The 25,988-nt window shown below is 40.6% G+C and carries 25 protein-coding genes; 10 read left to right on the top strand and 15 right to left on the bottom strand.

What is annotated here, in order from left to right:
* Positions 1-11: 11 nt before the first annotated feature.
* The 4 genes from JWG40_RS06180 to JWG40_RS06165 are packed head-to-tail and all read left to right on the top strand — an operon-like array spanning position 12 to position 5,582.
* A complete protein-coding gene (locus tag JWG40_RS06180; RefSeq protein WP_205284975.1) occupies positions 12-1,469 on the top strand; it encodes an NAD-dependent succinate-semialdehyde dehydrogenase in 1,458 nt (485 codons plus the stop codon).
* Positions 1,466-2,755: a 4-aminobutyrate--2-oxoglutarate transaminase gene (gabT, locus tag JWG40_RS06175; RefSeq protein WP_205284974.1), complete on the top strand. Its 1,290-nt coding sequence runs from the start codon at positions 1,466-1,468 to the stop codon at positions 2,753-2,755. Before JWG40_RS06180 ends, gabT begins: the two co-directional genes overlap by 4 nt.
* Positions 2,756-2,761: 6 nt before the next feature.
* On the top strand, positions 2,762-4,207 hold the full coding sequence (locus tag JWG40_RS06170) for a gamma-aminobutyraldehyde dehydrogenase (protein WP_205284973.1): 1,446 nt from the start codon (positions 2,762-2,764) through the stop codon (positions 4,205-4,207).
* Between the two features lie 58 nt (positions 4,208-4,265).
* A complete protein-coding gene (locus JWG40_RS06165) occupies positions 4,266-5,582 on the top strand; it encodes a DUF389 domain-containing protein (RefSeq protein ID WP_205284972.1) in 1,317 nt (438 codons plus the stop codon).
* A gap of 10 nt (positions 5,583-5,592) precedes the next feature.
* Here JWG40_RS06165 and JWG40_RS06160 read toward each other — a convergent pair whose 3' ends face one another.
* A complete protein-coding gene (locus tag JWG40_RS06160; protein WP_205284971.1) occupies positions 5,593-6,240 on the bottom strand; it encodes an LIC_11490 family protein in 648 nt (215 codons plus the stop codon).
* Positions 6,241-6,325: 85 nt separating this feature from the next.
* Here JWG40_RS06160 and JWG40_RS06155 point away from each other — a divergent pair, with 85 nt between their 5' ends.
* Together JWG40_RS06155 and JWG40_RS06150 are read left to right on the top strand one after the other, a co-directional pair.
* Complete coding sequence (locus tag JWG40_RS06155; RefSeq protein ID WP_205284970.1) at positions 6,326-7,567, top strand: hypothetical protein; 1,242 nt, start codon at positions 6,326-6,328, stop codon at positions 7,565-7,567.
* Positions 7,568-8,032 (top strand): chemotaxis protein CheX, encoded by a 465-nt coding sequence (locus JWG40_RS06150; protein WP_002974575.1) that lies wholly within the window; start codon positions 7,568-7,570, stop codon positions 8,030-8,032. It abuts the gene before it with no gap.
* A 9-nt stretch (positions 8,033-8,041) separates the two neighbouring features.
* On the opposite strand, the gene JWG40_RS06145 is transcribed toward JWG40_RS06150, so the two are convergent.
* The 3 genes from JWG40_RS06145 to JWG40_RS06135 are packed head-to-tail and all read right to left on the bottom strand — an operon-like array spanning position 8,042 to position 11,664.
* The gene (locus JWG40_RS06145; protein WP_205284969.1) at positions 8,042-9,070 is read right to left on the bottom strand and encodes a tetratricopeptide repeat protein; all 1,029 of its coding nucleotides are present in this window, start codon (positions 9,068-9,070) and stop codon (positions 8,042-8,044) included.
* Entirely contained in the window at positions 9,067-9,804 is a 738-nt protein-coding gene (locus tag JWG40_RS06140; protein ID WP_205284968.1) for an LIC_11485 family protein, read from the bottom strand. Before JWG40_RS06140 ends, JWG40_RS06145 begins: the two co-directional genes overlap by 4 nt.
* Positions 9,805-9,807: 3 nt before the next feature.
* A complete protein-coding gene (locus JWG40_RS06135) occupies positions 9,808-11,664 on the bottom strand; it encodes an OmpA family protein (protein ID WP_205284967.1) in 1,857 nt (618 codons plus the stop codon).
* Between the two features lie 50 nt (positions 11,665-11,714).
* Between JWG40_RS06135 and JWG40_RS06130 the strand changes: the two genes are divergently transcribed.
* Entirely contained in the window at positions 11,715-13,355 is a 1,641-nt protein-coding gene (locus JWG40_RS06130) for an ATP-binding cassette domain-containing protein (protein WP_205284966.1), read from the top strand.
* Here the strand turns inward: JWG40_RS06130 and JWG40_RS06125 are convergent.
* The 5 genes from JWG40_RS06125 to ompL47 all read right to left on the bottom strand — a co-directional run bounded on the left by JWG40_RS06125 (position 13,352) and on the right by ompL47 (position 17,177).
* The gene (locus JWG40_RS06125; RefSeq protein ID WP_232369214.1) at positions 13,352-14,317 is read right to left on the bottom strand and encodes an Lsa36 family surface (lipo)protein; all 966 of its coding nucleotides are present in this window, start codon (positions 14,315-14,317) and stop codon (positions 13,352-13,354) included. The two genes, JWG40_RS06130 and JWG40_RS06125, sit on opposite strands and share 4 nt — an antisense overlap.
* Before the next feature lie 100 nt (positions 14,318-14,417).
* On the bottom strand, positions 14,418-15,014 hold the full coding sequence (gene rdgB / locus JWG40_RS06120; RefSeq protein ID WP_205285017.1) for an RdgB/HAM1 family non-canonical purine NTP pyrophosphatase: 597 nt from the start codon (positions 15,012-15,014) through the stop codon (positions 14,418-14,420).
* Positions 15,011-15,361, bottom strand: coding sequence for an STAS domain-containing protein (locus JWG40_RS06115; RefSeq protein ID WP_002974559.1), 351 nt, complete (start codon positions 15,359-15,361; stop codon positions 15,011-15,013). The genes rdgB and JWG40_RS06115 overlap by 4 nt, the downstream gene beginning before the upstream one ends.
* Before the next feature lie 5 nt (positions 15,362-15,366).
* Positions 15,367-16,044 (bottom strand): ComF family protein, encoded by a 678-nt coding sequence (locus tag JWG40_RS06110; protein WP_205284965.1) that lies wholly within the window; start codon positions 16,042-16,044, stop codon positions 15,367-15,369.
* Between the two features lie 53 nt (positions 16,045-16,097).
* A complete protein-coding gene (gene ompL47, locus JWG40_RS06105) occupies positions 16,098-17,177 on the bottom strand; it encodes a multi-beta-barrel domain surface protein OmpL47 (RefSeq protein WP_205284964.1) in 1,080 nt (359 codons plus the stop codon).
* A gap of 63 nt (positions 17,178-17,240) precedes the next feature.
* On the opposite strand from ompL47, the gene JWG40_RS06100 reads away from it, so the two are divergent.
* Together JWG40_RS06100 and JWG40_RS06095 are read left to right on the top strand one after the other, a co-directional pair.
* Positions 17,241-17,882, top strand: coding sequence for a flagellar filament outer layer protein FlaA (locus JWG40_RS06100; protein ID WP_205284963.1), 642 nt, complete (start codon positions 17,241-17,243; stop codon positions 17,880-17,882).
* A gap of 77 nt (positions 17,883-17,959) precedes the next feature.
* Complete coding sequence (locus JWG40_RS06095) at positions 17,960-18,415, top strand: hypothetical protein (RefSeq protein WP_002974670.1); 456 nt, start codon at positions 17,960-17,962, stop codon at positions 18,413-18,415.
* Positions 18,416-18,478: 63 nt separating this feature from the next.
* Here JWG40_RS06095 and JWG40_RS06090 read toward each other — a convergent pair whose 3' ends face one another.
* The 5 genes from JWG40_RS06090 to JWG40_RS06070 all read right to left on the bottom strand — a co-directional run bounded on the left by JWG40_RS06090 (position 18,479) and on the right by JWG40_RS06070 (position 24,133).
* Positions 18,479-20,011, bottom strand: a complete 1,533-nt coding sequence (locus tag JWG40_RS06090) for a hypothetical protein (protein ID WP_205284962.1) — start codon at positions 20,009-20,011, stop codon at positions 18,479-18,481.
* A complete protein-coding gene (locus JWG40_RS06085; RefSeq protein WP_205284961.1) occupies positions 19,992-21,755 on the bottom strand; it encodes an apolipoprotein N-acyltransferase in 1,764 nt (587 codons plus the stop codon). Before JWG40_RS06085 ends, JWG40_RS06090 begins: the two co-directional genes overlap by 20 nt.
* 24 nt (positions 21,756-21,779) lie before the next feature.
* Complete coding sequence (locus JWG40_RS06080) at positions 21,780-22,817, bottom strand: PIN/TRAM domain-containing protein (RefSeq protein ID WP_135657132.1); 1,038 nt, start codon at positions 22,815-22,817, stop codon at positions 21,780-21,782.
* A 39-nt stretch (positions 22,818-22,856) separates the two neighbouring features.
* The gene (locus JWG40_RS06075; RefSeq protein WP_002978378.1) at positions 22,857-23,438 is read right to left on the bottom strand and encodes a CarD family transcriptional regulator; all 582 of its coding nucleotides are present in this window, start codon (positions 23,436-23,438) and stop codon (positions 22,857-22,859) included.
* A gap of 83 nt (positions 23,439-23,521) precedes the next feature.
* Positions 23,522-24,133, bottom strand: coding sequence for a hypothetical protein (locus JWG40_RS06070; protein WP_205284960.1), 612 nt, complete (start codon positions 24,131-24,133; stop codon positions 23,522-23,524).
* Between the two features lie 238 nt (positions 24,134-24,371).
* On the opposite strand from JWG40_RS06070, the gene JWG40_RS06065 reads away from it, so the two are divergent.
* Entirely contained in the window at positions 24,372-24,905 is a 534-nt protein-coding gene (locus JWG40_RS06065) for a class I SAM-dependent methyltransferase (protein WP_205284959.1), read from the top strand.
* A gap of 103 nt (positions 24,906-25,008) precedes the next feature.
* Here JWG40_RS06065 and JWG40_RS06060 read toward each other — a convergent pair whose 3' ends face one another.
* Positions 25,009-25,884: a LamG domain-containing protein gene (locus JWG40_RS06060; RefSeq protein ID WP_205284958.1), complete on the bottom strand. Its 876-nt coding sequence runs from the start codon at positions 25,882-25,884 to the stop codon at positions 25,009-25,011.
* Between the last annotated feature and the right edge of the window lie 104 nt (positions 25,885-25,988).

The following is a 25,988-nucleotide window of genomic DNA, read 5'->3' as shown; positions in this document are numbered from 1 at the left end:
ACAGGTTTCGTATGAAATACATCAAAGACAAAGACCTTTTCCGACAAGAAAACTTCATTGGTGGGGTTTGGTGCCCTGCGGAAAATAACAAAGAAATTTTAGTACATAACCCCGCAAACGGTGAAGCGATTGGAAACATTCCCCACTCCACAGAAAAAGATACGAGCCGCGCCATTCGTTCAGCAGTAGAAGCATTGAAAGACTGGAAAACGCGACCCGCAAAAGAAAGGGCCGGAATTTTACGCAAATGGTTCCAACTTATGATGGATAACCAAGAAGATTTGGCCCTCATCATGACCCAAGAACAAGGGAAGCCACTAACGGAAGCTAGGGGGGAGATTGCTTATGCTGCCTCTTACATCGAATGGTTCGGTGAAGAAGCAAAACGTTCCTATGGAGATATCATTCCTTCTCATAGAAAAGATACAAGAATCCTTGTATTAAAGGAACCTATCGGAGTTGTGGGAACCATCACTCCTTGGAATTTTCCAGCAGCTATGCTTGCAAGAAAAGTTGCACCAGCACTTGCCGCCGGATGCACTGTTGTTTCCAAACCCGCAGAGCTCACACCCTACTCTGCTCTTGCCATGGCAGTCCTTGCCGAAAGAGCAGGACTTCCGAAAGGCGTATGGAATGTGTTAGTTGGTGATCCCATCGCTATCGGGAAATCCATTTTAGAAAGTAAAGAAGTTCGTAAACTCAGTTTTACTGGTTCCACAAAAACGGGAATTTATTTAATGGAAAAATCTGCGGCCACTTTAAAAAAACTCTCACTGGAGCTCGGTGGCAATGCTCCCTTTATAGTTTTTGAAGATGCTGACATAAACGAAGCCGTTAAGGGTGCCATGCTTTCCAAATACAGAAACACAGGACAAACTTGTGTTTGTGTGAACCGCTTCCTTGTCCAGGCTTCGATTGCAGAAGAGTTTTCTAAAAAATTAGCCGATAAAGCCAAGGAATTAGTGGTCGCCAATGGAATGGAACCCAATGCCCAACAAGGCCCACTTATCAATGAGGCGGCTCTGGAAAAAGTAAAATCGCATATCCAAGATGCCGTTTCCAAAGGAGCCAAAGTCCTTACCGGCGGAAAAGAACACAACCTAGGCGGGAATTTTTTTGAGCCAACTGTTCTCTATCCAGTGAATTCCTCCATGGTTGTGACAAAGGAAGAAACCTTTGGACCTGTCTCCTGCATCCAAACCTTTCAAACAGAAGAAGAAGCCATCCATTTGGCAAACTATACTGACTTTGGACTCGCCTCTTATTTGTATACCAAGGACATGGCTCGCATTTTTAGGGTCGCCGAACAACTGGAATACGGGATGGTGGGAATTAACGAAGGATTAATTTCTTCCGAACAAGTCCCTTTTGGGGGCGTTAAATTTTCTGGAATGGGACGGGAAGGTTCCAAATACGGACTCGATGATTATACAGTAACCAAATATCTCTGCCTCGGAGGAATCACATGACGGGCAATCAAAAACAAACAAACCAAACCCTATGGGAAAGAAGACTCGCAAACGTTCCGAGGGGTGTGACTACCGCCTATCCAGTGTTTGCCGAAAAAGCAAAAAATGCAGAAATTTGGGACATTGAAGGCAAACGCTTTATTGACTTCGGTGGTGGGATTGGAGTTCAAAATACAGGACATTGCCATCCCAAAGTAGTCGCTGCCATCCACAAACAAGTGGACCAAGTTTTACACACTGCCTTCCAAATTATGCCGTATGAACCTTATATCGTGCTTTGCGAAAAACTAAACGCCAAAGCGCCGATTGATGGGGGTGCTAAAACGATTCTTTTTTCTTCTGGGGCCGAAGCCTTAGAAAATGCAGTGAAAATTGCAAGAGCGGCTACTGGGAGACCTGGGATCATCAGTTTTCTTGGTGGGTTTCATGGACGAACCATGATGGCTCTTGCCCTCACAGGAAAAGTGGTTCCTTACAAAAAAGGATTTGGTCCTTTTGCCAGTGATGTTTACCACATTCCTTTTCCGATGGAATACCATGGGGTGACAGAAGACGATTCTATCAAAGCTTTGCATAATTTATTTAAGGCAGACATTGATCCCTCTCGTGTGGCGGCAATTGCCATCGAACCCGTGCAAGGTGAAGGTGGGTTTTATATTGCTTCTCCTAGTTTTTTAAAAAAACTAAGGGCCATTTGTGATGAACATGGAATCCTTCTCATTGCCGATGAAGTCCAGTCCGGATTTGCAAGAACCGGAAAACTTTTTGCCATCGAACATTCGGGAATCAAACCGGATCTCATCACTACAGCTAAATCACTCGCAGCTGGTATGCCACTCTCGGCTGTGATTGGAAAAACATCCATCATGGATGCAGTAGAACCTGGTGGACTCGGCGGAACCTATGCGGGAAACCCAGTAGCTTGTGCGGCCGGGATTGCGGTCATGGATCTCATCGAAGAAGAAGGGATTTTAGAGAAGTCTGTGAACCTCGGCAAAATGTTGATCGCTGAACTAACAGAAATCAAAAAATCCTATCCTCATATGGGCGAGATACGCGGATTAGGTGGTATGGTGGCGTTTGAGCTCGTAGAAAATGGTGATGCCAACAAACCATCTGCTGATTTAGCAAAAAAACTCACAGCCAAAGCATTGGAACATGGACTTGTCCTACTTTCTTGCGGTGTGTATGGAAACGTGATTCGAATCCTAGTTCCGATTACCGCAGAAGAGTCCATCGTCAAAGAAGGCCTCGCGATCATAACAAAATCACTCAAGGAAATTTAAGACAGAATGAAACAGTTTAAACTTTGGATTGATGGGAAGTGGACAAGTTCCAATGGCGGAAATCTTATGGAGATCGAAGATCCTGCCACAGGCAAAAAAATTGCCAAAGTCATAGATGCAAGTAAGGCCGATGTAGACAAAGCAGCCAAGGCCGCTCACAAAGCGTTTTATGATGGAAGATGGTCTGGGATCACACCGGCAGAACGTTCCAAAGCCCTTTGGAAATTGGCAGATCTTTTGGAAGAAAAAACCAAAGAATTTGCAAAAGCCGAATCACTGAATGCAGGAAAACCTTATAAAAATTTGAGCCTCGCCGGTGACATTCCTTTTGCTGTTGATAACATTCGTTTTTTTGCAACAGCAGCTCGCGATGTACATGGGAGTCGTGCAAACGAATACCAACCGGGATACACATCCATTTTGCGCCGGGAACCAGTCGGTGTTGTGGGTCAAATTGCACCTTGGAACTATCCCTTACTTATGGCCGTTTGGAAATTTGGACCGGCCCTTGCTGCGGGCTGCACTGTGATTTTAAAACCAGCACCAGGAACGCCAATCACCTCTCTCATGTTAGCTGAACTAACAAAAAAAGCCGGAATCCCGGATGGGGTCATTAATATCATCACTGGTGGCAATGCCACAGGCCAAGCCATCGTAGACCATCCTCTGGTTCGTATGGTTTCTCTGACCGGTTCGACGGGAACGGGAAAAAACATCATGAAGTCGGCGGCAGATTCTCTCAAACGAGTGCATTTAGAACTTGGAGGGAAGGCACCACTCCTTGTATTTGATGATGTGGATATCAATCAGTTTGCCGCCAAAGCAACGTTTGGTGCCACTTGTAATTCAGGACAAGACTGTACGGCCGCCACAAGAATCATTGTTCCGAAAAATTTGCAGAAAAAAATCACCGATGCGGTTGTAGATGCGATGAAAGCGGTGAACGTGGGAGATCCCTTTAATGATAAAACAGAAATGGGCCCTCTCATTTCTGGCATCCACCGGGATCGTGTTTTAGGTTTTATGGACCGTGCCAAAAAACAAGGTGCTAAAATCCTAACCGGTGGAGCAATTCCCAAAGGCCTAGACAAAGGATATTTCTTTGCGCCGACTGTCATCACCGATGTAAAACAAAACTTTGATGTAGTCCAAAATGAAATCTTTGGGCCGGTTCTTACCATCCAATCCTATGATAAGGAAGAAGAAGGAATTAGGCTTGCAAACGATGTCCAATACGGCCTTGCTTCTTCGATTTGGACTAAGGATATAGCGCGTGCTATGCGAGTTGCCAAACAATTTGAATTTGGAACCGTTTGGATCAATGACCACTTACCACTAGCTTCTGAAACACCGCATGGTGGATTCAAACAATCAGGATTTGGTAAGGATTTATCGATCGAATCGGTAGGTGATTATTTGATCACCAAACACGTAATGGTGGGTGGGGTTTAGATTCATTAAGACTAAGAATTCTAGAAACTAAAAAACAACTTGGGATGTCTAAGAAACTATGGCATCCCCAAAGAATCCGATTGTTTCCTTTTATTTATGGTTGGCTCCCAGGTTCCATCTACTCGACGATTTAGATCGGCCGGGCACTATTGAATCCGTTCAAAAGGGAGCCGAATTAACAGGCACCAATTTGTGGACTCTCATCTTTGCCATTTTCATTGCAAGCATCGGTCTCAATGTCAACTCCACGGCTGTCATCATTGGGGCTATGCTTGTATCACCTCTTATGGGACCAATCGTTGGGATTGGATTTGCCGCTGCCACAAACGACTTTGAAAATTTAAAAAAATTCCTTCGTACTTTAGCTGTGGCGACTTTCGCAAGCATTGCGACCTCCTTTCTTTATTTTTCTCTCTCTCCTATTGATGAAGCCCAATCAGAATTATTAGCAAGAACCTCACCGACAATTTACGACGCTCTCATTGCCATCTTTGGGGGAGCTACGGGTATCATTGCCAACACAAGAAAAGAAAAAGGAACTGCCATTGCGGGTGTTGCCATTGCCACAGCCCTGATGCCCCCTCTCTGCACAGCAGGTTATGGACTATCGCAAGGGAACTGGTCTTATTTTTTTGGTGCTACTTATCTCTACTTGATTAATTCAATTTTTATCGCCATCGCCACCTTTGTTTTTGTGCGGTATATGGAGTTTCCTAAAGTCGATTGGGGTCTTTACAAAGAAAGAGAAGTTAAGGTCAAAATTTATTTAAGTATTTTTGCTCTCATACTACTCATCCCTTCCATTTTCACCGCTTATCATATTGTGCGAACTTCTTATTTTAAAGGAAAAGCGGAAGAATTCATTCGAAATGAAATCACCATAGACAACAGAAGAGTTTTGGAAAAAGAAATAACCTACACAAATCAAAAAATTGAACTCACCATCATCGGACAAAAAATTGATTTGGCAAAAGAAAAAGAACTTACTAATAAATTAAAATACTACAATCTAACTGACGTAAAACTCATCATTCACCAGGACATATCTCAAACCAATATCGATCATTTAAAATTTGAGATTCTTTCTGAAATTTACAAAAACCAAATGAATATTGGTCAAACAAACACGGAAATGCTATCGAAAGAAATCCAAATTTTTTACCCTGATTTGGTTTCCGCTAGTTTTGCAAAAACCAAAAAATTCGATATGAACCAAAACATGTATTTGGATACGAACCTATTTGATTCTGAATGGACAAAACTACCAAAAGATGAGGAAAAAAGAAAGTTAATTCAATACATCCAACTGCGAACAGGAGAAAAACAAATAGAACTCATCACAAGAGAAATCTCAAAATCTCAGAAAAACTTTTAATGAGGTCAAATTAAACTAAAGCAGCTTGTTTTAAAAAATCTTTGAAGGTATCGATGTCTTTTGTGAAAAACACTGGTTTTGGGGCTTTCGTATCTTTTAAAAGAAATACAATGCCTTGGTTGTGTAAAACCACTTGTTCCAATTCTTCGGGAGTGTAGGTATAAGTTACATTTCCAGAATGGAATAAAAATTTTCCATTTTCCTCACTTAAACTTCCTGAACCAATTCGTTTGAAATTTTTTAATCCATCTTCCATAACATCGATATCAGAAGACTCATCACCAAACGTAAGTTTACCGGAATAATCCAAAAACAAAGTCCCTTCTATTTGAAATCTACTCTCTTTGGGCGCTGGTGGTTCTTGTTCCAAACTTCCATCCCCTGTTGGGAGCAGAACTTCCGATTTTTGGACTACAGAAGGTGTCACTTCTTCGGGCAATGAAAAGGAAATATGGCGGTCATCCGAAATGGCACGTTCTTTTCTGATTCGTTCATCCAGTTGGGGAGAAACGGAAGGGCCTTGAGGCATTCGGTAGGCACCGAGGGTTTGCGCTTTTCGCGGTTGGTATGCCGTAGGTTTCGATTTCTGCGGGGAAAGGGCTACGTACAAGAAACATAGGACACCCACAAGAATCATAGCAAAGGCTGCAAACAACATACTACCTATATTATCTTGCCAAACTGCGAATCCCTTGATTACATTTTTTCTTTACAAGGGTTTCGGAAACGGAAACGCTTCCTTTATGTTCGAAGAAGAACCCTCTACCCTCAAAGAAAAAATTTATCGTACGATTATTGCTCTCTTTTTATTCATTTTGGTCGGAACCCTTATCATAACCTTTTTACCTGGTGATGCAGAACAAAGCCTAATGGGTGCCATCACAGGCCAAAATTCGACCAAAGCAGGTACCATTGCAGGTAGAAGCATTCCCGTGGATTACTTCAACGCCGCCAAACGTGATTGTTACTATAGATACCAACAATACGGAAGAGAAACGGCCCAAAATCCGGAACTTCTCAATTCCTGCGCCTATTCTACCGTTCGGGAAATCTACATTGCCAACGACATTGCCACTTCCGTTGGCTTCCAAGTATCTGAGATCAGCATCAAACGGGAAATGTCCAAACAAGCGCGCGAAGTGCATAAAGAATCGGTTTCCCAAGCAGGATACGGAGAAGAAGACTCTCGTTCTCTTACTGAAATTTACCAACAAATCTACCGTTCGGCTCCGATGAACTACCGTATCGATTCTGCCACTGGGTATGCTCTTTTCCCCAACTTTTTGGAACAACCTCTCGCTCCCACAGAAAACGAAGTGGAATTGGAAGATGAAGCCAAACGGGCCAAAATTTCTTTTCGGATTGTGGCCATTTCTGAGGTCAATTTGCTGAACGCCGTCGAAGCCAAAATTAATATTTCTGATTCAGAACTTATGAAAGAGTATGAGAAAGAAAAGAAAGACGGAACCCTCTCGAAAGACCCTTCTGGAAATTTTGTCAGTTTCGAATCAAGAAAACCGCTCCTACTTTCTAAAATGAAATTTGATCGCAAAAGAAAAGAAGTAGAAGTATGGAAAGGCCGTATTGCTTCCAAAATTTCAGAACCCAATGCTTTAGAAGCCATTGCTGAGGAAACTTTACAACCCATTGAATCCGTATCAAATGTTTCTTTGTCTGACTTAAAACTTGTTACCTCTAACCGTGGCAATAGCTACCGTTTGGCGAACTCTGCTAAGTTTTGGGAAACCCTAGCTAACGATCCATTTAGCAAAAAAACGGTCGTGGGTCCTTTCTCTGACAACGACAAACAGGTTTATGTGGAATTTGGTGCTCTAACCTACGGACAAACCACAGCCAAAAAACCGGCGGATCAGGCTGCAGATTTTCTGAAACAAAGGCAACTTCTTAGCTTTTTTCTTGAAATAAACCAGTCCATAGCAGCAGAATACAACGTAGAGAAAAAAGGCCTTCTCTCTTTAGAATAAATGCAAATTAAAGCCGACTTCATCAACCCTTTCCTGGAAGCAGCCACTATCGTATTTCGCGATGTGTTACAACAGGATCTCATCCGAGGAAAAATCGGAATCAAGGACTCACCAGCTCCAAGCCACGAAATTGCGATTATCATTGGTGTGGTAGGTTCCTTTAGTGGTGAAGTGGTTTATAGTATGAACCTCGATGCTGCATACAAAGTGTCTCGTAAGTTAGTGCCAGGCCTTTCCGATGAAGATGTAAAAAACGAATACAAAGACATCCTCGGTGAGATTGCCAACATGACCACCGGTAATGCGATGAACATTTTTACATCGGCAGGCCAATCTGTAGAAATTACAACTCCTAACATCCAAGAAACAAATAACACTTCGGTTCGGTTTAACAAAAAACCAACTTTGTCCATCAACTTATATTCCAAGTTTGGACGAATCGAAGTGAATGTCGCTATTGCTTAACTTAAAGTCTTAAATCGAAGAACCTAAAACCCGCAGTCTTTCGCGGGTTTCTTTTCTAAAATCATAACCGGGCGTTGGTGTTTTTCCCTCCATTCCATTCATATAGAGTTGGTAGTATTTTAAGGAACGTTCCAAATCCCGCTCGTCCCAACTGCTTTCGTAAATTTTCCCTAAATAATAATGCGCCGGATGGAACTCTGCAGATTCTTTAAAATTCTTTAAGATACTCACCAGATGGTGTGCTGCCGAACGAAATTCTTTTTTACGGATGAGAAGGACGGCAACCGCATAATGCGATCTAGGTGTGAGCTCCGGGTGTTTTGGAAACTCAGTCACTAGTTTTAGGTATTCCTTATAGGCTTTTTCTTCTGAATCGGGATTTCCAATACGATCGAGAGATCTTGCGAGTTCAAACTGAGTTTTGATTTTAAGATCTGGGTCTTCTTGTTTTTCCACAAGGCCAGTCGATTCTTTATCCTTTCCTTCCAGACCAAAAAGGTTTGTGTTTTCCACTCGGGAAAACTTTGCCGCATCCCCTTCCTTTCCATAGGAATCAGCAAACTCAGATTCGGCGGATTTCTTTTGGTCTCTCGTTAAATAAGCCTTTCCCTTTTGAAAAGATGCTTGTGACGGATCGACCACTTCCTTCTTTTTTTTCTTCTTCTCTACTGGCTTTGGTTTGGTTGTAACAGAAGTTTGATTGTTGGAAGCAAGAGAAGAGCCAGGAGTTTCCCCATTTGTTTCTGTAGATGTAGATGGCAGAGATTGTGAATTAGAAATAACACTGGAGTTAGAATTTGTGTTTGGTTTGACACTTGCATTCGAATTTGCGGGATTACTGGAAGAAGGTTCCATTCCAGAATTTGTGGTATCTTTGTTCCAAGTTTCTGGAAAAGGTAAAAACAATTCAGTCGTTTGCGCTTGGAGCGGAAAGATTTGTCCCATACTCAAAATAGGAAATAAAACGATCACAAAGAAACCGGGCTTAGAAATCAAAACTAGAAACTTGGAAGTAAAAAACAAAAGGTTACCATTCATCGTAAGTTCTTTGGAATTCTTTCTAAACTTCTCGGTTTTCCCAAACCTTCATTCGACTCCGGTGGTTTAGGTAACTTCAAAGTTTCCAAATTCTTTTCTTCGTTTTTTGCCTTCACTTTCTTTTCTAAATCAGACACTCTCTCAAGCATCCTTTGCATTCGTAAATCGGATTCAGAATCAGATATTGGTGATGTAGATTTGGAATCCTCTCTAGGTACCATAGGGACCACATCAATCGGAGCTGGGATCAAACCATCACCTGAGGGAGTGTATATGGGAGGAACTGTTGTATCTTCGGCTTTACGATTTCTAAAATCATATTCTTTTCCCAAAAAATCTTGTTCTTCTGGGATGGTATCGTGTGTGTATCCGTTAGATTCCCGTTCGCTGATAAAATCAAATTGCATCTTACGATTCGATTCATACTTTAAATCTTCAGGATCGGACATCCGGACATCTTTGCGTTTTCTATTGTAATCCCTTTCAATTTCTGTTAGAAACAAACTTCTTGTGTCCTGGGCGAGTTGCATCCCTTGGGGTTTGGCATTTTCCCAACCATGGGTCCAACCGACATAAATGGCCATGATAAGAAAAAAAACAAAAAGTGAGATGGCAATTTTTTTAAGTAAGTCTTGGACTTGGGATGGGATTTTATCCACAAGACCATCGACCGCACCCATCATCTTTTGGGTGTCTACATTGACTTTGGGTATATTGATATTTTTGATGTCCATGAATTACTCTTCTGAAATTTTAAAGACTACCCTTCGGTTCGTCCCGCGACCCTCTTCGGTCGAATTGTCTGCAATGGGCACTTGAGGACCATGACCTACGATCGCAATTCGTGATTCTTCTATTTTATGTTTAGACTTCAAATAATTAGCAACCGAATTTGCTCTTTCGAGTGACAACTTTTGGTTGGCTGATTTTGTTCCTACATTGTCCGTATGCCCTTCGATTAGGATCTTTAAATTGCCCGATTTTCTGAGGATTCCTGCCAATCTGTCCAGTTCCGGTTCCGATTCTTTGGTGAGCTCGGCAGAGCGGAACGCAAAAAACAAATTGTTCATCACAATTTGGTTTCCCTTCTTTAATTTGGGAAGGACCAAAAGGACTGTTTTTTCTTTGTCTTCTTTTTCTTTACCCACCAAATTCAGGTTCTGTGAAACAGGAAGGTATCCTTCTTTTTCTCCGTAAAAACCATAATTATCATCATAGGGAAGGATGATACTAAACTCACCTGTCGCTGGATCACTCACCGTTGAACCAATGGATTTTTTTCTAGTTAAAGATTCATATTGAACAAATGCCGAAAGTGGTTTTCCTTCTTCATCTACTACCTTTCCTTTAATCACAACCACAGGTTCTGGTTGGAAATGGTGAGGGATAGCGGCCATATATAGTTCCCCTTCCCTAGACATATAGGCCCAGTTCCCTACCGCTGGGATACTAAAGAAATTAACACCTCTTAGGTTAGGAGATAATTCTTGAGGTTCTGACCAAGAAGTCCAAGAATCATTTAATCTTCTAGAGATAAAAATAGAAATTCCTTCCTTTCTTCCGGACGAAGAGAAATATAAAGTTTTGTCATCTGGCCCAAGAAAAGGAGCCATCTCCTCTTCTCCAGTATTCAAAGTGTTTCCTAAATTGATTCCTTCCTCAAAAACACCAGAATCGTTTTGTAAACTTACATATAAATCTAACTTACCAAAATTTTTCTTTTGTTGGGCTGAATAAATCAGTGTCCTACCACTGGATGCCAAAGCCGAACCACCAAATACCTGTTGGTTGGGATTGTCTGCTTTTCTATACCAATTATAAAAACTAGGGAAATTAATGGGGGAAGGCATTGACCAACCCGATTCGGTTTTATGTGTTTTGTACAGCGGAGCGCGGTTTTGAATTTTTTCTGATCGTTCTTTATATTCAGTTTCTAACTTAGTCAGAACAATATGAAACTCTTTTGGATTCTGTGCTTCTCTGGAGGCAATTTGAGATTTGTATACCATCTCTTTTTTCAGGTTATCCAACATCTCCTCTTCCCCAAAATTACCAAATACAAATAGTTCGTTCCCACCGGGTAAAGCCGAAATCACAGCAGAAGGAAAACGATTGTTGAGTGGTGTCGGAAGTTGTTCTCCCTGCATCCAAAATCCGTATTGGTCTCGTTTGGCGGCCCAAATTTTTTGAGTGGATCTTCCCCCTTCGCGAACAAGGGCCGTCCAAAATAAAATTTTTCCATCAGGAGTACACTGCGGGTTGAAAGAAAAAAGGCCCCCAGTTACATAACGAGGGATTTTTTTTAATGTCCAATCTGGAGTTTTGCCAGATTCAAAAGGTTCCATTTCATAACGAATAGGGCTGCAGGTCTCCCCTTGGACATCGCATAACATCCGTATCTTTTTTCCTGCTAAATAAGCCAACTCTTCCTGTAAAACACCACCGCTAATGCGGAAAACCTGTTTGTCCGTGCGGAGGAGATGGCCCGTATTCAGGAGGTCCCCCTCCAAAACCTGGATTCCATTTTTTACACTTTGCGAGCTTATGAGCCCGTTCCCAAAAAGAAGGAGAATGATGATGAGAATCCGTGCCATACCATACGAAATGTCGGTTGAAACCTCCGATTCCCTTAGAAAATTGACTTATGATCCAAGCTAGCGGCATTACAGTCTCCTTCGGGAAAAAACCTCTTTTCGAAAACGTCTCCATTAAATTCAAACCGGAATGCCGTTACGGTCTGATTGGAGCCAATGGTTCCGGAAAATCGACCTTTATGAAGGTTTTAGCCGGTATTTTACAGCCTTCCGCCGGTTCTGTCGCTCTCGACAAGGACGTTAAGGTCGGATATTTGAAACAGGACCACTACGAATACGAAAATGAAACGGTCCTTGGCACTGTGTTACGGGGAAATCCTGAACTTTGGAATGTCATGTCAGAACGAGATGCCATCTACGCCAAAGAGGACATGACCGATGAAGACGGAATGCGAATCTCCGAGATTGAGGAAATTTTCGCTGATATGGGTGGGTACGAAGCCGAATCCGTGGCAGGGGAGCTTCTCGAAGGTCTAGGGATCCCTACAACAGCCCATAACCGGCCTTTGAATTTTTTAACCGGCGGTTTCAAACTCCGAGTACTTCTCGCCCAAGTTCTATTTTTAAAACCCGATGTCCTTCTTTTGGACGAACCAACGAACCACTTAGACATCAAAACCATCCACTGGTTGGAAGAACTCCTTATCAATTATGAAGGTGTGGTCATTGTGATTTCCCACGACCGTCACTTCATCAACTCCGTTGCCACTCATATCGCCGATTTGGATTACAATACCATCCGAGTGTTCCCGGGAAATTATGACGATTTCATGATTGCCGCAGAACAAACACGCGAGCAGTTAATGAGCGATAGTAAACGGGCAAAAGAAAAAATTGCCGACTTACAAGAGTTTGTTTCTAGATTCTCTGCCAACGCAAGTAAATCCAAACAAGCCACTTCTCGCCAAAAGATGATCGAAAAAATCAAAGGGGATATGGTGGATGTAAAACCATCTTCTCGTGTGGCACCTTATATTCGCTTCAAAGCCAAAAGAACATTAGGAAAGGATGTATTTGAAGCCATCAACATTTCTAAGTCTTATGATGGAAAACCGGTCATCAAAGAATTTAATACCTCCATCACTAAAGGAGAAAAAGTAGGAATCGTGGGAACCAATGGTGTTGGTAAAACCACTCTTCTCAAAATGTTACTTAAAAAATTAGAACCAGACTCTGGTCAGGTGAAATGGGGAGATTCCGTAGAAACTTCCTTTTTTCCACAAGACCACCGTGAGGCGATGGAACCAGATGCAGATACTCTCGTAGAATGGTTGTTACGTAACTCTCCGCAAGGAACAGAAGTGCAAGAGATTCGTGCCATCCTTGGTCGGATGCTTTTCTCTGGGGATATGGCAAACAAATCCACTACAGTTCTTTCCGGTGGGGAAAAATCTCGAATGATCATTGGAAAGATGATCCTTGCTTGTGACAATGTCATTGCATTGGATGAACCAACCAACCACTTGGATTTAGAAACAATCGAAGCTCTCAACTACGCCTTATCTTTGTTTGAAGGGACGGTGATCCTTGTTTCACACGATAGGGAATTTATCTCTTCTCTTTGTACAAGAATCATCGAAGTGACACCCGAAGGAATCAAAGACTTCAAAGGAAATTACGAAGAATTTTTGGAAAGAGAAGGAAACGATTTTTACAAACGCCTTACTGGTGGTGCAATCATTGCTACTTAAAATTGTTTTTGCAGGGAAAGGTTGATCGATTGGATATCCTTCCCTGCCATTAACTCTGTCGTTAGAATAAAATTTCCCATGCCTATCTGAAATCCCAAACTCCCATAACCAAAGCCTGATCTATGATTATACCTTGTGGAGAGACGAATCCCAATGGCACTGGGAACAGAACTGAAGTCATCTGGATTATCCATCCTGGAAATAGCGGCAAATCGACTAGCATGAATAGCCGTATAACCATGATTATACACAAAACCTAAACCCGGTATAATAGATAAAAATCCAATGGTATAGTTGTATTTCAAATCGATAGAACCCGAGGTAATCCTCGATTGATAAAACAAATCATTTTGACCGATCCAACGACGTTTATCACCATCAATTCTAAATTGAGTAGGTCTTCTGTCGTAAGAACTCAAGTAGATATCCTGATTGGTTTGGAAAATTCCCAGTCCAAAGGAAAATCCAGAATCAATAGGAAAGTAACGAAGGACAGCACCAAAATTGTTGACACGTCCATTCACATCCGTATTTCGAATCTTTACAAAAGGGATATTAGCTTCCCCAAACTCATAGGGAAAGAAATGTGTCGTTAGATTCCATTGTTTGGCCAAGGGATTACTGATCCACTCCCCCAAATTGGCCGTAAAACTGAAAGAAGGTGATGCCGCAACTCCGCTTTTTGGCAAAGTCCTGAGTTCGGAATTTTCATAATAAAAATCTCGGGCCTTGGCCTGGCCTTGAGATACTGTATAACCAAGGCCCAAACGATACCGATCCACCTTAGTTCCACCCGACTGGTTGGAATTCAAGTTTTGTAAAACAGCGTTTTCCCCCATGGAACGGAGAAAACCGTTTGTATAAATTTTATCAAAGACTGGTTCTGCAAAATTTCCTAGAATTTGATAATCTAAAGGAATATTGGAACACTCGCCACCCAAACATAAAACTTGAGCCTGCAATTTTGATCCCACTGTTGGTATCAAAATCAGTAAAAATAGAAAATAGGAAAAGCATCTCATAGCAGTGACAAAATTGGTTAGATAAAAAATCTAACCTTTGTTATTTTTGATTTTGTAGCCAATCCAAAAAAAGTTCCATTGCTTTTTTGCGGTGGGATACAGTATTTTTTTCTGATTCAGGTATTTGAGAAAACCGTTTTCCAAAAGGAGGGTAAATAAAAATAGGATCATAACCAAACCCAAACTTTCCTTCTTCATCATAGTCTTCGGCAATTTGACCGTCGACTTTTCCTTCAAAGGATACTTCTTGGTTTTTGTCCACATAACTCACAACACAACTGAAATAAGCACTACGATCCTTACTAGAACCCAACTTTTCCAAAAGGAAGTTAGCACGTTCTTTATCACTAAGTCCCGGGCCGCCGAAACGAGCAGAATATACTCCCGGTTCCCCTCCGAGTGCTGGAACGGAAATTCCAGAATCATCTGCGAAAGAGGGAATCCCCGTTAGTCGATAGAGTTCTTTTGATTTAATAAAGGAATTTCCAGTAAATGAGACTTCCGTTTCTTCCGGTGAGAAAGAAATTCCTAAATCTTTAGGAAGGACAACTTCATAACCATAGGGAGCAAGTAACATCTGCATTTCCTTCCATTTGTGTGCACTCCCGGAAGCAAATGCTAAAGTTTTCTTTGTCAGTGGGAATCTTCCTCGTCGAGCTGGAATCCTTCCATGGCTGCAGATAAATCAGGGAAAATTTCGAATACCTTGTCGAGCATAGTAATCTCAAACAATTGGATCAAATCTTCATCCACAACAATCACTTTAATATCACCATTCATCGGCTTTAACTTACGCTTGGTGGCAACAAAAATCCCAAGTGCAGTGGAGCATATATGATGAACCTTTGTTAGATCCAGAATAATTTTTTTAACAGAGCTTTGCGTGAGTTTTGAAAGTTCTTTTTCAATCTCATCAGAATCAACCTTGAGGATGGCCCCAGAAAACTTAATAATCCTTATGTCATCCTTGACTTGAACATCCATTCGATTCAATCACCCCCGCTTAACAGTAAAACGACGCAAGTCACTTTCCGAACACCAGCCTGTTTGTACAGTCTAGCGATTTCATTTACAGTGGCACCCGTCGTGAATATATCATCTACAATTAGAACATGAAGTCCTTCCATGATTCTATCACTTTTTATGAATTGGACCGCCTTTTTTGCATGAAAAAAACGACTCTCATACCCTTGTGAAGACTGTTTGTCCGCTGAAACCTTACGTAAACTAGTATCTTCCCTGATTTTCCAGAGTTTTTTCCATTTTCTGAGGAGGGCATAAGAAGCATGGTAAGGCCTTGGTCCCGACTTAGGCGAGGAAGGAACAAGGACTGCTAGGTTTGGTGGATCCCCTTTTAAGGATTCTGCGAGACACCTTTGTCCCAAACAAAAATACTTTGCCAGATGTCTCTCATTTTCAAATTTCAAAGATTGGAAGAGAGTTTTTTCAAAACTACCCCGCCTTTGCAAATAAAGAGCTTGGTCATAAAAAACAAACCGATCGAGAGGAGGAACTATCTGATTTTTTCGGATGTTTTGTTTTTGTGGAAGGTAATGTAACTTTGTGCAAGGTTTACAAACGGCCATCGTTTCTGAAAAACGATCATAGGTTCCGCAAGCTACACAGAACTTAGGGAAAACAAAGGATAAAAAAGAAACCCCTCTCATATAGAAAGGGGTTCTTTTTTGTAACCTTGCGGTTCCAGTTTTTTGTGAAAAAACTACTTAGAAGGTGTTGTAGCTGCTGGAGCGGGTGTTTCTACCTTTGGTGCTTCTGCTGATTTTTGGATTGTAGAAGTTGGAGGAGTCAAATCCACAGAAAGTTTTACTTCCACAACATCAGATTGGTTCCCAACATTATCAACTGCCATCGCTTTGATGACATGGTCACCTTGTGTTTCAATGGCAATTGCTTCAACATAAGGTTTATATTCTTCTTCGTCAATTTTAACGAGAACTTTTTTGATACCTGATTCTTTATCAGTTGCATTTACGTAGAATACATTCCCTTTTCTTTGAAAGTTTTTTCCATTAATGTCCACTAAAGGAAAAGAAGGAACGATTTCAATAGAAGGTTTTACATCATCAACAGTAATGATGATAGAAGATTCAGGAGAAGAATTTCCAGATTTATCAGTAGCGGAATACTTAACTACGTTTGCTCCACCATTTTCCAATTTAATTGGATCTGCATAAACTTTCGCTGCCTCTTGGTTGATGCTGAAAGATACTTTTTCAACACCTGTTTGTTGGTCTTCAGCAACAATTGTATATGTATTGTTTTTGGAAGCAAATGGAACTCCATCCAATACAAAAAACTGTTCTTGAGGAACTAGGCTCACGTGAGGAGCAGTATTATCAACATGAAGAACAAGGATCTTTGGTGTTTCTGCATTTCCTACTTTGTCAACAGAACGATAATAAACCTCAGTAAGTCCTTCTTCGGAAATACGAATCGGTTGTGTGTACTTTCTGTATTCTCCGTTTTTAGGTTTCCACTCAATAAAATCGATTGTGGAAGACTCATCTTTTGCATCTAATGAAAAAGAAGTTTTGCTAGTAATAAAAAGAGCAGATGGATCGGAAGTAGCAACTCCAGATTCTTTTTTGTCACCCAAAATGTCTTTTACAGTTGTCTCAGCTTTGTTAACACCGTCTTTGGCTTGAGTAGAGGTGGATTCTGTTTTTTTGACTGCCTGGTCTTTTGTGGAAGTAGTGGCTTTTGGTGCAGCAACTTGTGCTGTGATTTGGCCTGCGAAAGATATTGTCAGTATGGCCAAAAGGTATTTGTGCGCCTGCATTGTATAAGTCTCCTTGTTACAGATAAATCATATATATCCCCTCTGTAAGGAATTATTGTCAACATGAATGCACTACGAAACTTAGGGAAACTTACACTTTTTCTTTTTTGCTTAGGAATGGTTCCAATCCAGGCTGAAACTGGAATTTGGCGGGAGATTTTACTCGAAAATTTTGAATTATCCAACTACAATCGGGAAAATCTGCGTACTAAATTGGAAAAAGGTACAAAACTTCCAGAAATCAGCCTTTCTTCAAATTTCACAGCACCCATTCCAGGGTCCAAACAAGCACTGGTCTTACGAATCCCCAAAGAAGCCAATTTCCCATTTTCTTTATACTTCCCCAAACCCATAGAAGTGAATGCCTTTATCAAAGAAATCACCATTCCCATCTATTCATCACAATCCAACGGGAACCTAACACTGATCATAGAATCACAAGATGCAGAAGTAAGACAACTGAATCTCACCTCACTCAATTATCGAGGCTGGAAATCCATTACGGTTTCGATTTCAAAAAATTTTGATCAAAATGATAGAGTTTTTCTGCAAAAAAGTTCTATACGAATTCTCGGATTCTTTTATTTGCCCTTTGAAAACAATGATCCGAACCAAGAGGTTCTCATCGCCATTGATGACATAACTGCCATTGTACGAGATAAATATAGGCCACTCCGTAATAAAGAAATCCTTTTAGAAGACTGAATTTTCGACCCTCTGCATCGATTCTTTGTGCAAAAAAACTCTTTTCTTCACAACCTCATGACCGAACCTGATCCTAAATGGAAATGGAACTGTCCCTAGAACAATACGAAACCCTGCTCAAGTTAGTGTATATGGGAGATTGGGTCATTTCCACCTTACAAGCCAAGGACAGATCAGAGGATGAACCTGACACGGATTCTAGGTTCGCTGACGTGGTTCGCCATGTCTTCTCCCAAGCAGAACATGCAGGTCTTGGGAATATTGTCCAAATTGATCAAAACAATGGAGAACCATATTTAACCAGGGAATTCGAGGAAGAGAGTGGTCTTGTTGATATTTTAGAAGACTATGAAGACGAAGTGTTCTGGCAAGCACTCATAGAAAGACTGGCCCACAGAGATTTTTTACGCCACTACGGAGAAACTGCTATCTCTCAAATGGCAATCGAAGAACGAATCGAAAAAGAAACTCCCTTCCATGACAAGTGGGCCCAAGAGTTTCATGAGAACGGTCTCGAAAATTTAAAAATCTAAAAAAATACAGTTAAATAAAAAAATCTCTACCTAAAACAAAAGTCAGTTCTTTTGATTTTTTCTTTATCTCGTTGGCAATTTGGATTTAGGCCAAAGCAATTTATCCTCCCTTTCTTTTTTCTTATTCATTGTTTCACTGAGTCTAGTTCGTAAGATAAATTCGATTTGGTCTTTGGATCCAGAGGATAACCTACTAACATCCGATACATTTCCAAGATCTCGTAGCAACAACTGGATGGTCTCATATGCCTTTTCATTTAAAAAATCGCCATTAGCTGGAAGATTTGAAATTCGATTCCAATTTGTGATTGCCTCAGTTAGAAGTTTGGAATCCTTTCTAGCCATTCCGGCTTCCCAAAGGATTCGACCTTTGTCAAAATAACCATCTTTGATTCGATACCCTTTTGGTGTTTTCGAAATCAAAGTTTCGATAATATCAATTCGTTTTTTGGAATAAGCTTCCTCAACATCCTTGACAGTGAATAGTTTTTTATCTCGCAAAAGTTTTCGGTACTTTGCATCCACTCGTCGTAAAGTTTCATATCTTAAAGTTTGTTTTTGTTCTGGCGTAGCTAACTTCAAATATTCTTTTGCCTGAAAGTATTGTTCGAGAGCTCTTGCTTGGATTTCATAAATATTTTCGATAGTAAAAAGAATCTCTGTACCAGTGTTCGTTCCCAAATTTTCAGAGAGAGCTGCCATCATTTGTCTAAGAAAATCTTCTTTGTTTAGGTTTTCTTGAAAGTAATCAATGGCAAAATAACTGGGATCTCCACTAAATGGATAAGCTAACCTTTGTAAGTTTTCATAATACAAATCGCGAACAAATAAACTGAGATCTCCTTTGTCTGGATCATAACCCATAAACCGAGAAATGAATTCATCCAACTGCTTTTCTTTTTTCTGTTTGAGAGTTCGATCTAAGTATTTACTCCGATCTTCTTTAGGCATAGAGAGAGGTGTTTTTGGTTCTGCCTCTCCCTCTTTCGAGATCCGCATGGTAATTGGAGGAGATGATTCATCTCCTTTTCGGAACTCTTCTATGATACGATTTCTTTCTTTATGAACAAATAAATTGTCCTCGGCTGTTTCTATATCTACGCGGAAAGGGTCTCGGATTCCTTTTACTGTGGGTAGTACATCTTTTACAATGATATCCTCAAAATCACGATTCCGTTTGATATAGGAATTCGCAACTCCTGAGTTTTCGTTGATTTGGTCATAATCATTTTTAAATTGTTTGCGTAAAGAAGAGGTACCTTCTAAATCTTTTACCAGTTCTTCCCATTGACTTCCCTTATATTTTCCTTTGGAGAAACCACCTCCGTCACCCTCTTCCCCTTCTTCGCCATCGCCAGGATCATTAGAAGATTCCGCATTTCCGGACTCACCACCTAGCTTACCGAAACTCATCTGGAAAGAGACTTCCTCCTCCTCCGTTGCATAAATCCAAGGAGGGCCACAAAGAGTTTTTTGATAGGGAGAGTCGGAATGATTAAAAGAATATATAACTAACGTTATGTGGATAACTACAGAAATATAAAATGCAAAATAAAATCTATTTTCAAATAGAAAATTAAGAATTCCTTTTTGCATAAAATAAGAACACTAAACCAACAATTCCCATATACAAATAGGAAAGTAGATTTCCATACAATCTATAAAAAGTCATTTCACCAGGTATCACCTGCACTTTCTTTCGAATCACAGCAGTTGTTTCAATCGGAGTAAAGTCATTATCAATGTTTCGCCCTAAATGGTCCGTAAACACAGATGTGCCGGAATTAGTGGACCTAACAATCCATTTACGGAACTCGATTGCCCGGAGTCGTCCCAAAGTATGGTGTTGGTAGGATTCCACCGAGTTTCCATACCATTTGTCATTGGTAACATTCACAATAAAATCAGGGTCACCTTGGAACTTTCTAACAAATTCAGAAATGATCACTTCATAACAAATCAAAGGTAAAAAACTACCCAATTGTTTTTCTTCTACTTTATCTTTGGAATAAAATTCGCGAACACCGGCAGGTCCCATAGTCATGGTATCTTCCCAATGTAAGTCTTTTGTTTGGGAGGATGGATTTTTTCGTGATTCATAATAAGGGATCAGATCGAGACTAGTTCCCGGAGCAAATTGTCCCGTTTGTCCAGACAAAGCATACATCCATTCAAATGGCATGTATTCTCCAAAGATGAGTAAAAAAACTTTTTGATAACTTTTCGTTCTTTCCCCATTTGGACTCATGAGAACGGACGAATTGTACATTCGAACATCCTTTCTAGAAATGTGGTCAGGCATTGCCGATGAAACCAAATCGGCATCTAGTTCATTATAAAAAACATTGGTTCCGTGACGAAGGCTAAGGATGGCCATAAGGGATTCAAACTGGTGCCAATAGATACGACTGTAGCGAGTGACTTCCGTATCATGGGTAGTAAAAAAGGGAACTCCGGACTCAGGTAATACAATCAGATCAACAGGGCTTTTTTTGAGTTCCATCTCTGTCATGGTATCTATGCGAGTCATAAGGTTACGAATCTCTTCTGCGGGATTACGACCGTCGCGAAATTCTAGTGGTGCATTAGGTTGTATAACGAGGACATCTCGTTCCGCAATGGGTTTTACAGCCGACCACTTTTGAAATAAATAATAACCGTTCCCAAAAAACAAAACGAGAACCAAAAAAAAACCAAGTCCACCAAAAACAAATTTCTTTTGCAGGGCTTTGTGTTTACCGAGAAAACTAAAAATCAATCGGAAAAACAATTTTGGTTTTCTCATATAGAACAAATAATACGAAACAAAAAACAAAAATGCGGACAATCCGTATGCACTCGCATATTCTGCGTTTTGTGCCAAAATTTGATTTTCGGCTACAACATTGCCAAAATACCATGGGAAAACTTGAGGAGTCAAAAATTCAGAAAATAAAATGGAAACCGAAGCTATGAGAGGGAAAAATCGCCCCACTCGCTTGGCTAAAAAAGAAAATACCAAAAGGTAAACAGGGAATTTAAAATTCAAAAGGATAGCCGAACCAATAAAAATCGGCACCGCCAAATACCAATCAAAACCACCAAACACGGTGGTCATATGGTAAACCCAATGGAAAGATACTAAATAAAATAAAATGGAAAAACCAAACCCATGATAGATGAGCTTTTTCCACTCACCCCTGTTTCGTTTTTCGATGATAAAAAGCCCGAAAGGAGCCAGCCAAACAAAAAAGGGCAAACTTAAAGGGGCAAAGGAAAGGAAGGAAAAAACAGCAGTAATTGTATAACAAAAAACGGATATGAACCCTTCGCGTGAAATTAAAAAACGAACTAGTTTCATACCCGTTAGACTACTTAAAATAAATTACGATTTGTTGTAGTTATTGTTACCGTTTTGCACTTTTGTGAAAATCATTTTCCCGGCAGCGGTTTGGATGATACTTGTCACAACAACACGTACATCTTTTCCAACTAAGTGACCACCATTTTCAATGACTACCATAGTCCCATCTTCTAAGTAACCGATACCTTGGTTTTCATCCTTTCCTTCTTTGATGACGGAAATTTGGAATTCTTCCCCAGGAAGCACCACTGGTTTTAAAGCATTGGCAAGGTTGTTTAAGTTGAGAACTCGAACCCCTTGTAATTCAGCTACTTTGTTTAGGTTGAAGTCGTTGGTAACAACAGCTCCGCCAGTATCACGTGCGAGTTTCACAAGTTTGGCATCGACTTCTCTTGTATCTGAATAATCAGTATAAGTGATTTTGACTTCGATGGATCCTTTTCTTTGGAGTTTGTTTAACATCTCCAATCCTCGTCTTCCGCGAGCCCGTTTGATTGGGTCAGAAGAATCGGAAATGAGTTGAATTTCCCGTAACACAAAGTTAGGAAGGATGAGTGGACCATCTAGAAAATGAGTATCAGCGATATCTAAAATACGACCATCGATGACAACGGAAGTGTCTAGAATTTTGTCGCGGATATGGCTATTTGCATTTTCCAAACCAGGGATCTGAAAACTAGAGCCTGCTCCGCCAGCACCACCGCCAAAAATGGCAAGACCCGGTTTTCTGGAAAAAGCAATTCCTGTTTTAATGCCTGTAAGGAACAAAAGAACAGCGACAAAGATAGCAATGGATTTATATCCGTAATCGTTTAGGAGACTTACTGGAAATGCCGCAATAGACAGACCAAGAAGAGCTCCAACGCTTGCACAAAGTACAACATCGGCTTTGATTTCAGGGAATAATTTTCTTTCACCTAACACGAGGAATAGGGAGTAAAGGAGAATGATTCCAGCAAGAGTCCCCGCCAAAACGAGGTTTTGCGATTCCGAATATAAGAAGAAAAACGATACCGAAGAGACGATAATTGTCCCAAGGGCTGAAAGTAAGTGTTTCATAACTCAATCCTTGTAAAAGAGTTGAGCAAAAACGGAAGTTTATTCTAGATCTAGATCATCATCCAATTCTTTTGGAGGTGGTGCTGGAGCCAATCCCTGAACCGAAGCCGCTAACACGTCCGAGACGATGTTCCCTGCTTCTTCCTGGGGTACACCTTTACTAAGTGCAATTTCCATCTTTACTAAATTATAGGCGCTCTCATAGAGCTTTCTTTCCATAATGGAAAGTTCTTTGCCATAGGCACGTCGGTAAAGATTACGGCAAACATCAGCCACTTCGAAAATGGAACCAGACTTGATCTTGTTCATATTGTTCTGGTAACGGACCTTCCAGTCCTCTTCCGTGTCGACCTCATCCTTTTTTAGGAGAGTGAGAACTTTTTTGATCTCTTTTTTATCAATGATCGACCGGATACCCACGTCCATTGCGCGATCCACCGGGATAGAGACCTTCATTTTGGAACCTTGAATTTCCAAACTGTAACAGTCTTTTTTCTTTCCCAGAATCAGCTTTTTAGCAACTTCTGTGACTTCACCTACTCCATGGATGGGATATACAACATAATCCCCAACCTTGAATTTAGGCTCTTTAGTTTTTTCGTTTAGTTTTTTTGTAGCCAAGTAAGTATAATAACTTCCGTAAATACTCTTGCCCTTACTATACCTGAAAATTGACGAATGTCAAGGAAGTTGATAAAAATAGTTCAGAATCGAATGGTTTTTACCTGAGCCTCAGTAAGAGACGGAAGTTTGGACTTAACAGCCTCCAAAGTCTCTTTTGCATCATCCAACCGATAGAAGTATCCAGCAAATAATTTGCCAGTTGAGGTCCGAAAGATCCTTCCCCGTAGGGATGGATGGGTATCAATCAATTGTTTTCCCACGGCAATGGCTTCTTCTGGGGTGAAATCCCCAATTTGGACCATATAATTGATTTGGTCATTTTTAGGAGGAAATTTCAATGTAGCCGGAAAGGGTGATGCGGAAGATGAATCCGAACCTTCGGTGCGGCCCTCATTTCGGTTTCCGCTATCTTCGCTGGTTTGGGTCAATTTGGGTGCAGGAATTTTTGCAGAACCGACATTCGAAAAGGAAGTCTCAGAGTTTTCTTTAAATTTGGTCTCTTTTTGTCCTAATTGAATTCCCACTACCATACCTGAAGTAAAAAGCAAAATACCGCCGATAAGAAGGATAAATGCAGATTTAGGTTTCTGCGGGCCGCTAAAATAAGAATGAGGTTGGGGGGAATAGGATGAAACCTCGCCTTCTAAGGGTCGGCCGGATCTAAGCTTTCTTGAATAATCTATATTTTGCATGGGCGTTCCGGGATCTCTATTACTCTAATTGTCGGACGCCGATTCGAAAAAATAGAATGGTTTTTTATGAAATCGGAATGATTCTGATTCTTGTCGATCGTAGTTGATATCACTAATCAAATTTTTAAAACGATATTATAAAATTGTGAACTGTCCTCTTTGTAAATCTGATTCTTCTCCTTTCCATAAAAACCGCTTTCGTTCTTATTCTAGGTGTTCAAATTGCCTTTCGGTATTTATGGATCAAGAATTTTGGCCAAACGAGGAAACAGAAAAGTTACGATATACCGAACACAACAATGATGTATATGATCCTCGTTACCAAAGTTTTTTACAACCAATTGTGGATATGGTCATCGCAAATCAAAATCCTTCGGACAAAGGTTTGGATTATGGCGCAGGCCCTGGCCCCGTGGTTCAATATCTATTGGATCAAGTGGGTTTCAAAATTAAATTATATGATCCCTTCTTTCACAATTACACTGAAAACCTAAAACAAACTTACGACTATATCATTCTCACGGAAGTTGTAGAACATTTTCATTCGCCAAAAAAAGAGTTCCAAAAACTAACCCAGTTACTGAAAGAAGGCGGAAGTTTGTATATACTCACTTACCCTTATGACGATTCGATTGATTTTGAAAGCTGGTACTATAAAAACGATAGAACTCATACTTTCTTTTATACGAAGGAAGCATTTGAATGGATCCGCGACCAATATGAATTCAAAAATCTAGAAATTCAAAATAGAATCATTATATTAAAAAAGTAATACTGTTCTATCGGCATGAAAGCGGTAAACAGGATTTCTATCTTCAAATGGTTTTGAAATTAGAATGGGTGATTTAAGCGATCGAAACAAACCAATAAATACACTAAGGAAGACTCATCAAAGTGGAAATGTCACTGGCAGTAAGCCTACGACCTTTGAAAAACCAAATATCATCCATCCTTCCGGCAAAAAAACGAGAAACATTGCCATAGTAAGAATAACCAATGATTAATGGTGTTCCAGACCACCATTGGGATGTTGAACAAGAAAGCCCCCCTACATCAGAGGTAGCACCTACGCTGACTCCATTGACCCAAATATTTCCCTGGCGAGTGGTTCCATTGTGAACATAAGCAATATGAGTCCACAGATTTGCAGGTAAAGCCATTGAAGAAGTCCCATATGTTGAATTACCATTACTCCCGTCATAAAAAAATGACTGAAATGCAAGTTGCCCTGTTGCACCCAAAAAAAATAAGATCGCTGGATTTTGACCCGGACTAGTTTGGAAGCCCAGGATTTCATTGTGGACGACATAGTTTGGAAAAATCCATAAGGCAATAGCAAAATCCTCATGACAAAGTGCGGTAAAGTTATTTGCAAATAACTGATCCGTTCCGTTGAAGGAAGCAGCCCCACTTAGTAGATGGGAACGACTGAGAGCATACGTAGATCCTAAAGTCGCAGGCCAGACCCCTCCAGGAAAAAATCCGTGGCGAGCATTCCCACTCAGATCGTTCATGTTCCCATCAAGTGGATACCAAGCGTACAATCCAGAAGCCAATGATGAGGGAACAATATATTCTCGTGTTTTAGACCCATTACTACAATACTTTCCTTCCAACAAACATTCCAAGAGGATGGACTCCATTCGATCTTCACTTTGGAGATCACCAACATTATTGAATTGTAATGGCTGACAAACGAGGAATGATTCTATCACCATAAAAAATACAAATGTTTTAAAAAGTTTAAACAAAGGGCCGCTCCACGGAAATGAATCCATCTTTCGGAACTAAGAGTTTACTGCGGACTTGTTTGTCAGTCGTCCGAAGCTATATTTTTGGACATATTTTTACACTT

The sequence above is a fragment of the Leptospira abararensis genome (assembly GCF_016918735.1).
Classification (GTDB): domain Bacteria; phylum Spirochaetota; class Leptospiria; order Leptospirales; family Leptospiraceae; genus Leptospira_A; species Leptospira_A abararensis.
Note: the sequence above shows the minus strand (reverse complement) of the source record. Positions and strands in the feature narration are given on the sequence as shown.

Excerpts from the sequence above, each read along its gene's own strand:
- ompL47 (WP_205284964.1), bottom strand. The coding sequence starts at position 17,177 with ATGCAGGCGCACAAATACCTTTTGGCCATACTGACAATATCTTTCGCA.
- JWG40_RS06150 (WP_002974575.1), top strand. The coding sequence starts at position 7,568 with ATGCAAATTAAAGCCGACTTCATCAACCCTTTCCTGGAAGCAGCCACT.
- JWG40_RS06140 (WP_205284968.1), bottom strand. The coding sequence starts at position 9,804 with ATGGACATCAAAAATATCAATATACCCAAAGTCAATGTAGACACCCAA.
- JWG40_RS06130 (WP_205284966.1), top strand. The coding sequence starts at position 11,715 with ATGATCCAAGCTAGCGGCATTACAGTCTCCTTCGGGAAAAAACCTCTT.
- JWG40_RS06115 (WP_002974559.1), bottom strand. The coding sequence starts at position 15,361 with ATGGATGTTCAAGTCAAGGATGACATAAGGATTATTAAGTTTTCTGGG.
- JWG40_RS06170 (WP_205284973.1), top strand. The coding sequence starts at position 2,762 with ATGAAACAGTTTAAACTTTGGATTGATGGGAAGTGGACAAGTTCCAAT.
- JWG40_RS06165 (WP_205284972.1), top strand. The coding sequence starts at position 4,266 with ATGGCATCCCCAAAGAATCCGATTGTTTCCTTTTATTTATGGTTGGCT.
- JWG40_RS06065 (WP_205284959.1), top strand. The coding sequence starts at position 24,372 with ATGGATCAAGAATTTTGGCCAAACGAGGAAACAGAAAAGTTACGATAT.
- JWG40_RS06160 (WP_205284971.1), bottom strand. The coding sequence starts at position 6,240 with ATGTTGTTTGCAGCCTTTGCTATGATTCTTGTGGGTGTCCTATGTTTC.
- JWG40_RS06100 (WP_205284963.1), top strand. The coding sequence starts at position 17,241 with ATGAATGCACTACGAAACTTAGGGAAACTTACACTTTTTCTTTTTTGC.
- JWG40_RS06080 (WP_135657132.1), bottom strand. The coding sequence starts at position 22,817 with ATGAAACACTTACTTTCAGCCCTTGGGACAATTATCGTCTCTTCGGTA.
- JWG40_RS06090 (WP_205284962.1), bottom strand. The coding sequence starts at position 20,011 with ATGCAAAAAGGAATTCTTAATTTTCTATTTGAAAATAGATTTTATTTT.
- JWG40_RS06095 (WP_002974670.1), top strand. The coding sequence starts at position 17,960 with ATGGAAATGGAACTGTCCCTAGAACAATACGAAACCCTGCTCAAGTTA.
- JWG40_RS06085 (WP_205284961.1), bottom strand. The coding sequence starts at position 21,755 with ATGAAACTAGTTCGTTTTTTAATTTCACGCGAAGGGTTCATATCCGTT.
- JWG40_RS06145 (WP_205284969.1), bottom strand. The coding sequence starts at position 9,070 with ATGAATGGTAACCTTTTGTTTTTTACTTCCAAGTTTCTAGTTTTGATT.
- JWG40_RS06110 (WP_205284965.1), bottom strand. The coding sequence starts at position 16,044 with ATGAGAGGGGTTTCTTTTTTATCCTTTGTTTTCCCTAAGTTCTGTGTA.
- JWG40_RS06155 (WP_205284970.1), top strand. The coding sequence starts at position 6,326 with ATGTTCGAAGAAGAACCCTCTACCCTCAAAGAAAAAATTTATCGTACG.
- JWG40_RS06135 (WP_205284967.1), bottom strand. The coding sequence starts at position 11,664 with ATGGCACGGATTCTCATCATCATTCTCCTTCTTTTTGGGAACGGGCTC.
- JWG40_RS06180 (WP_205284975.1), top strand. The coding sequence starts at position 12 with ATGAAATACATCAAAGACAAAGACCTTTTCCGACAAGAAAACTTCATT.
- JWG40_RS06070 (WP_205284960.1), bottom strand. The coding sequence starts at position 24,133 with ATGCAAAATATAGATTATTCAAGAAAGCTTAGATCCGGCCGACCCTTA.
- gabT (WP_205284974.1), top strand. The coding sequence starts at position 1,466 with ATGACGGGCAATCAAAAACAAACAAACCAAACCCTATGGGAAAGAAGA.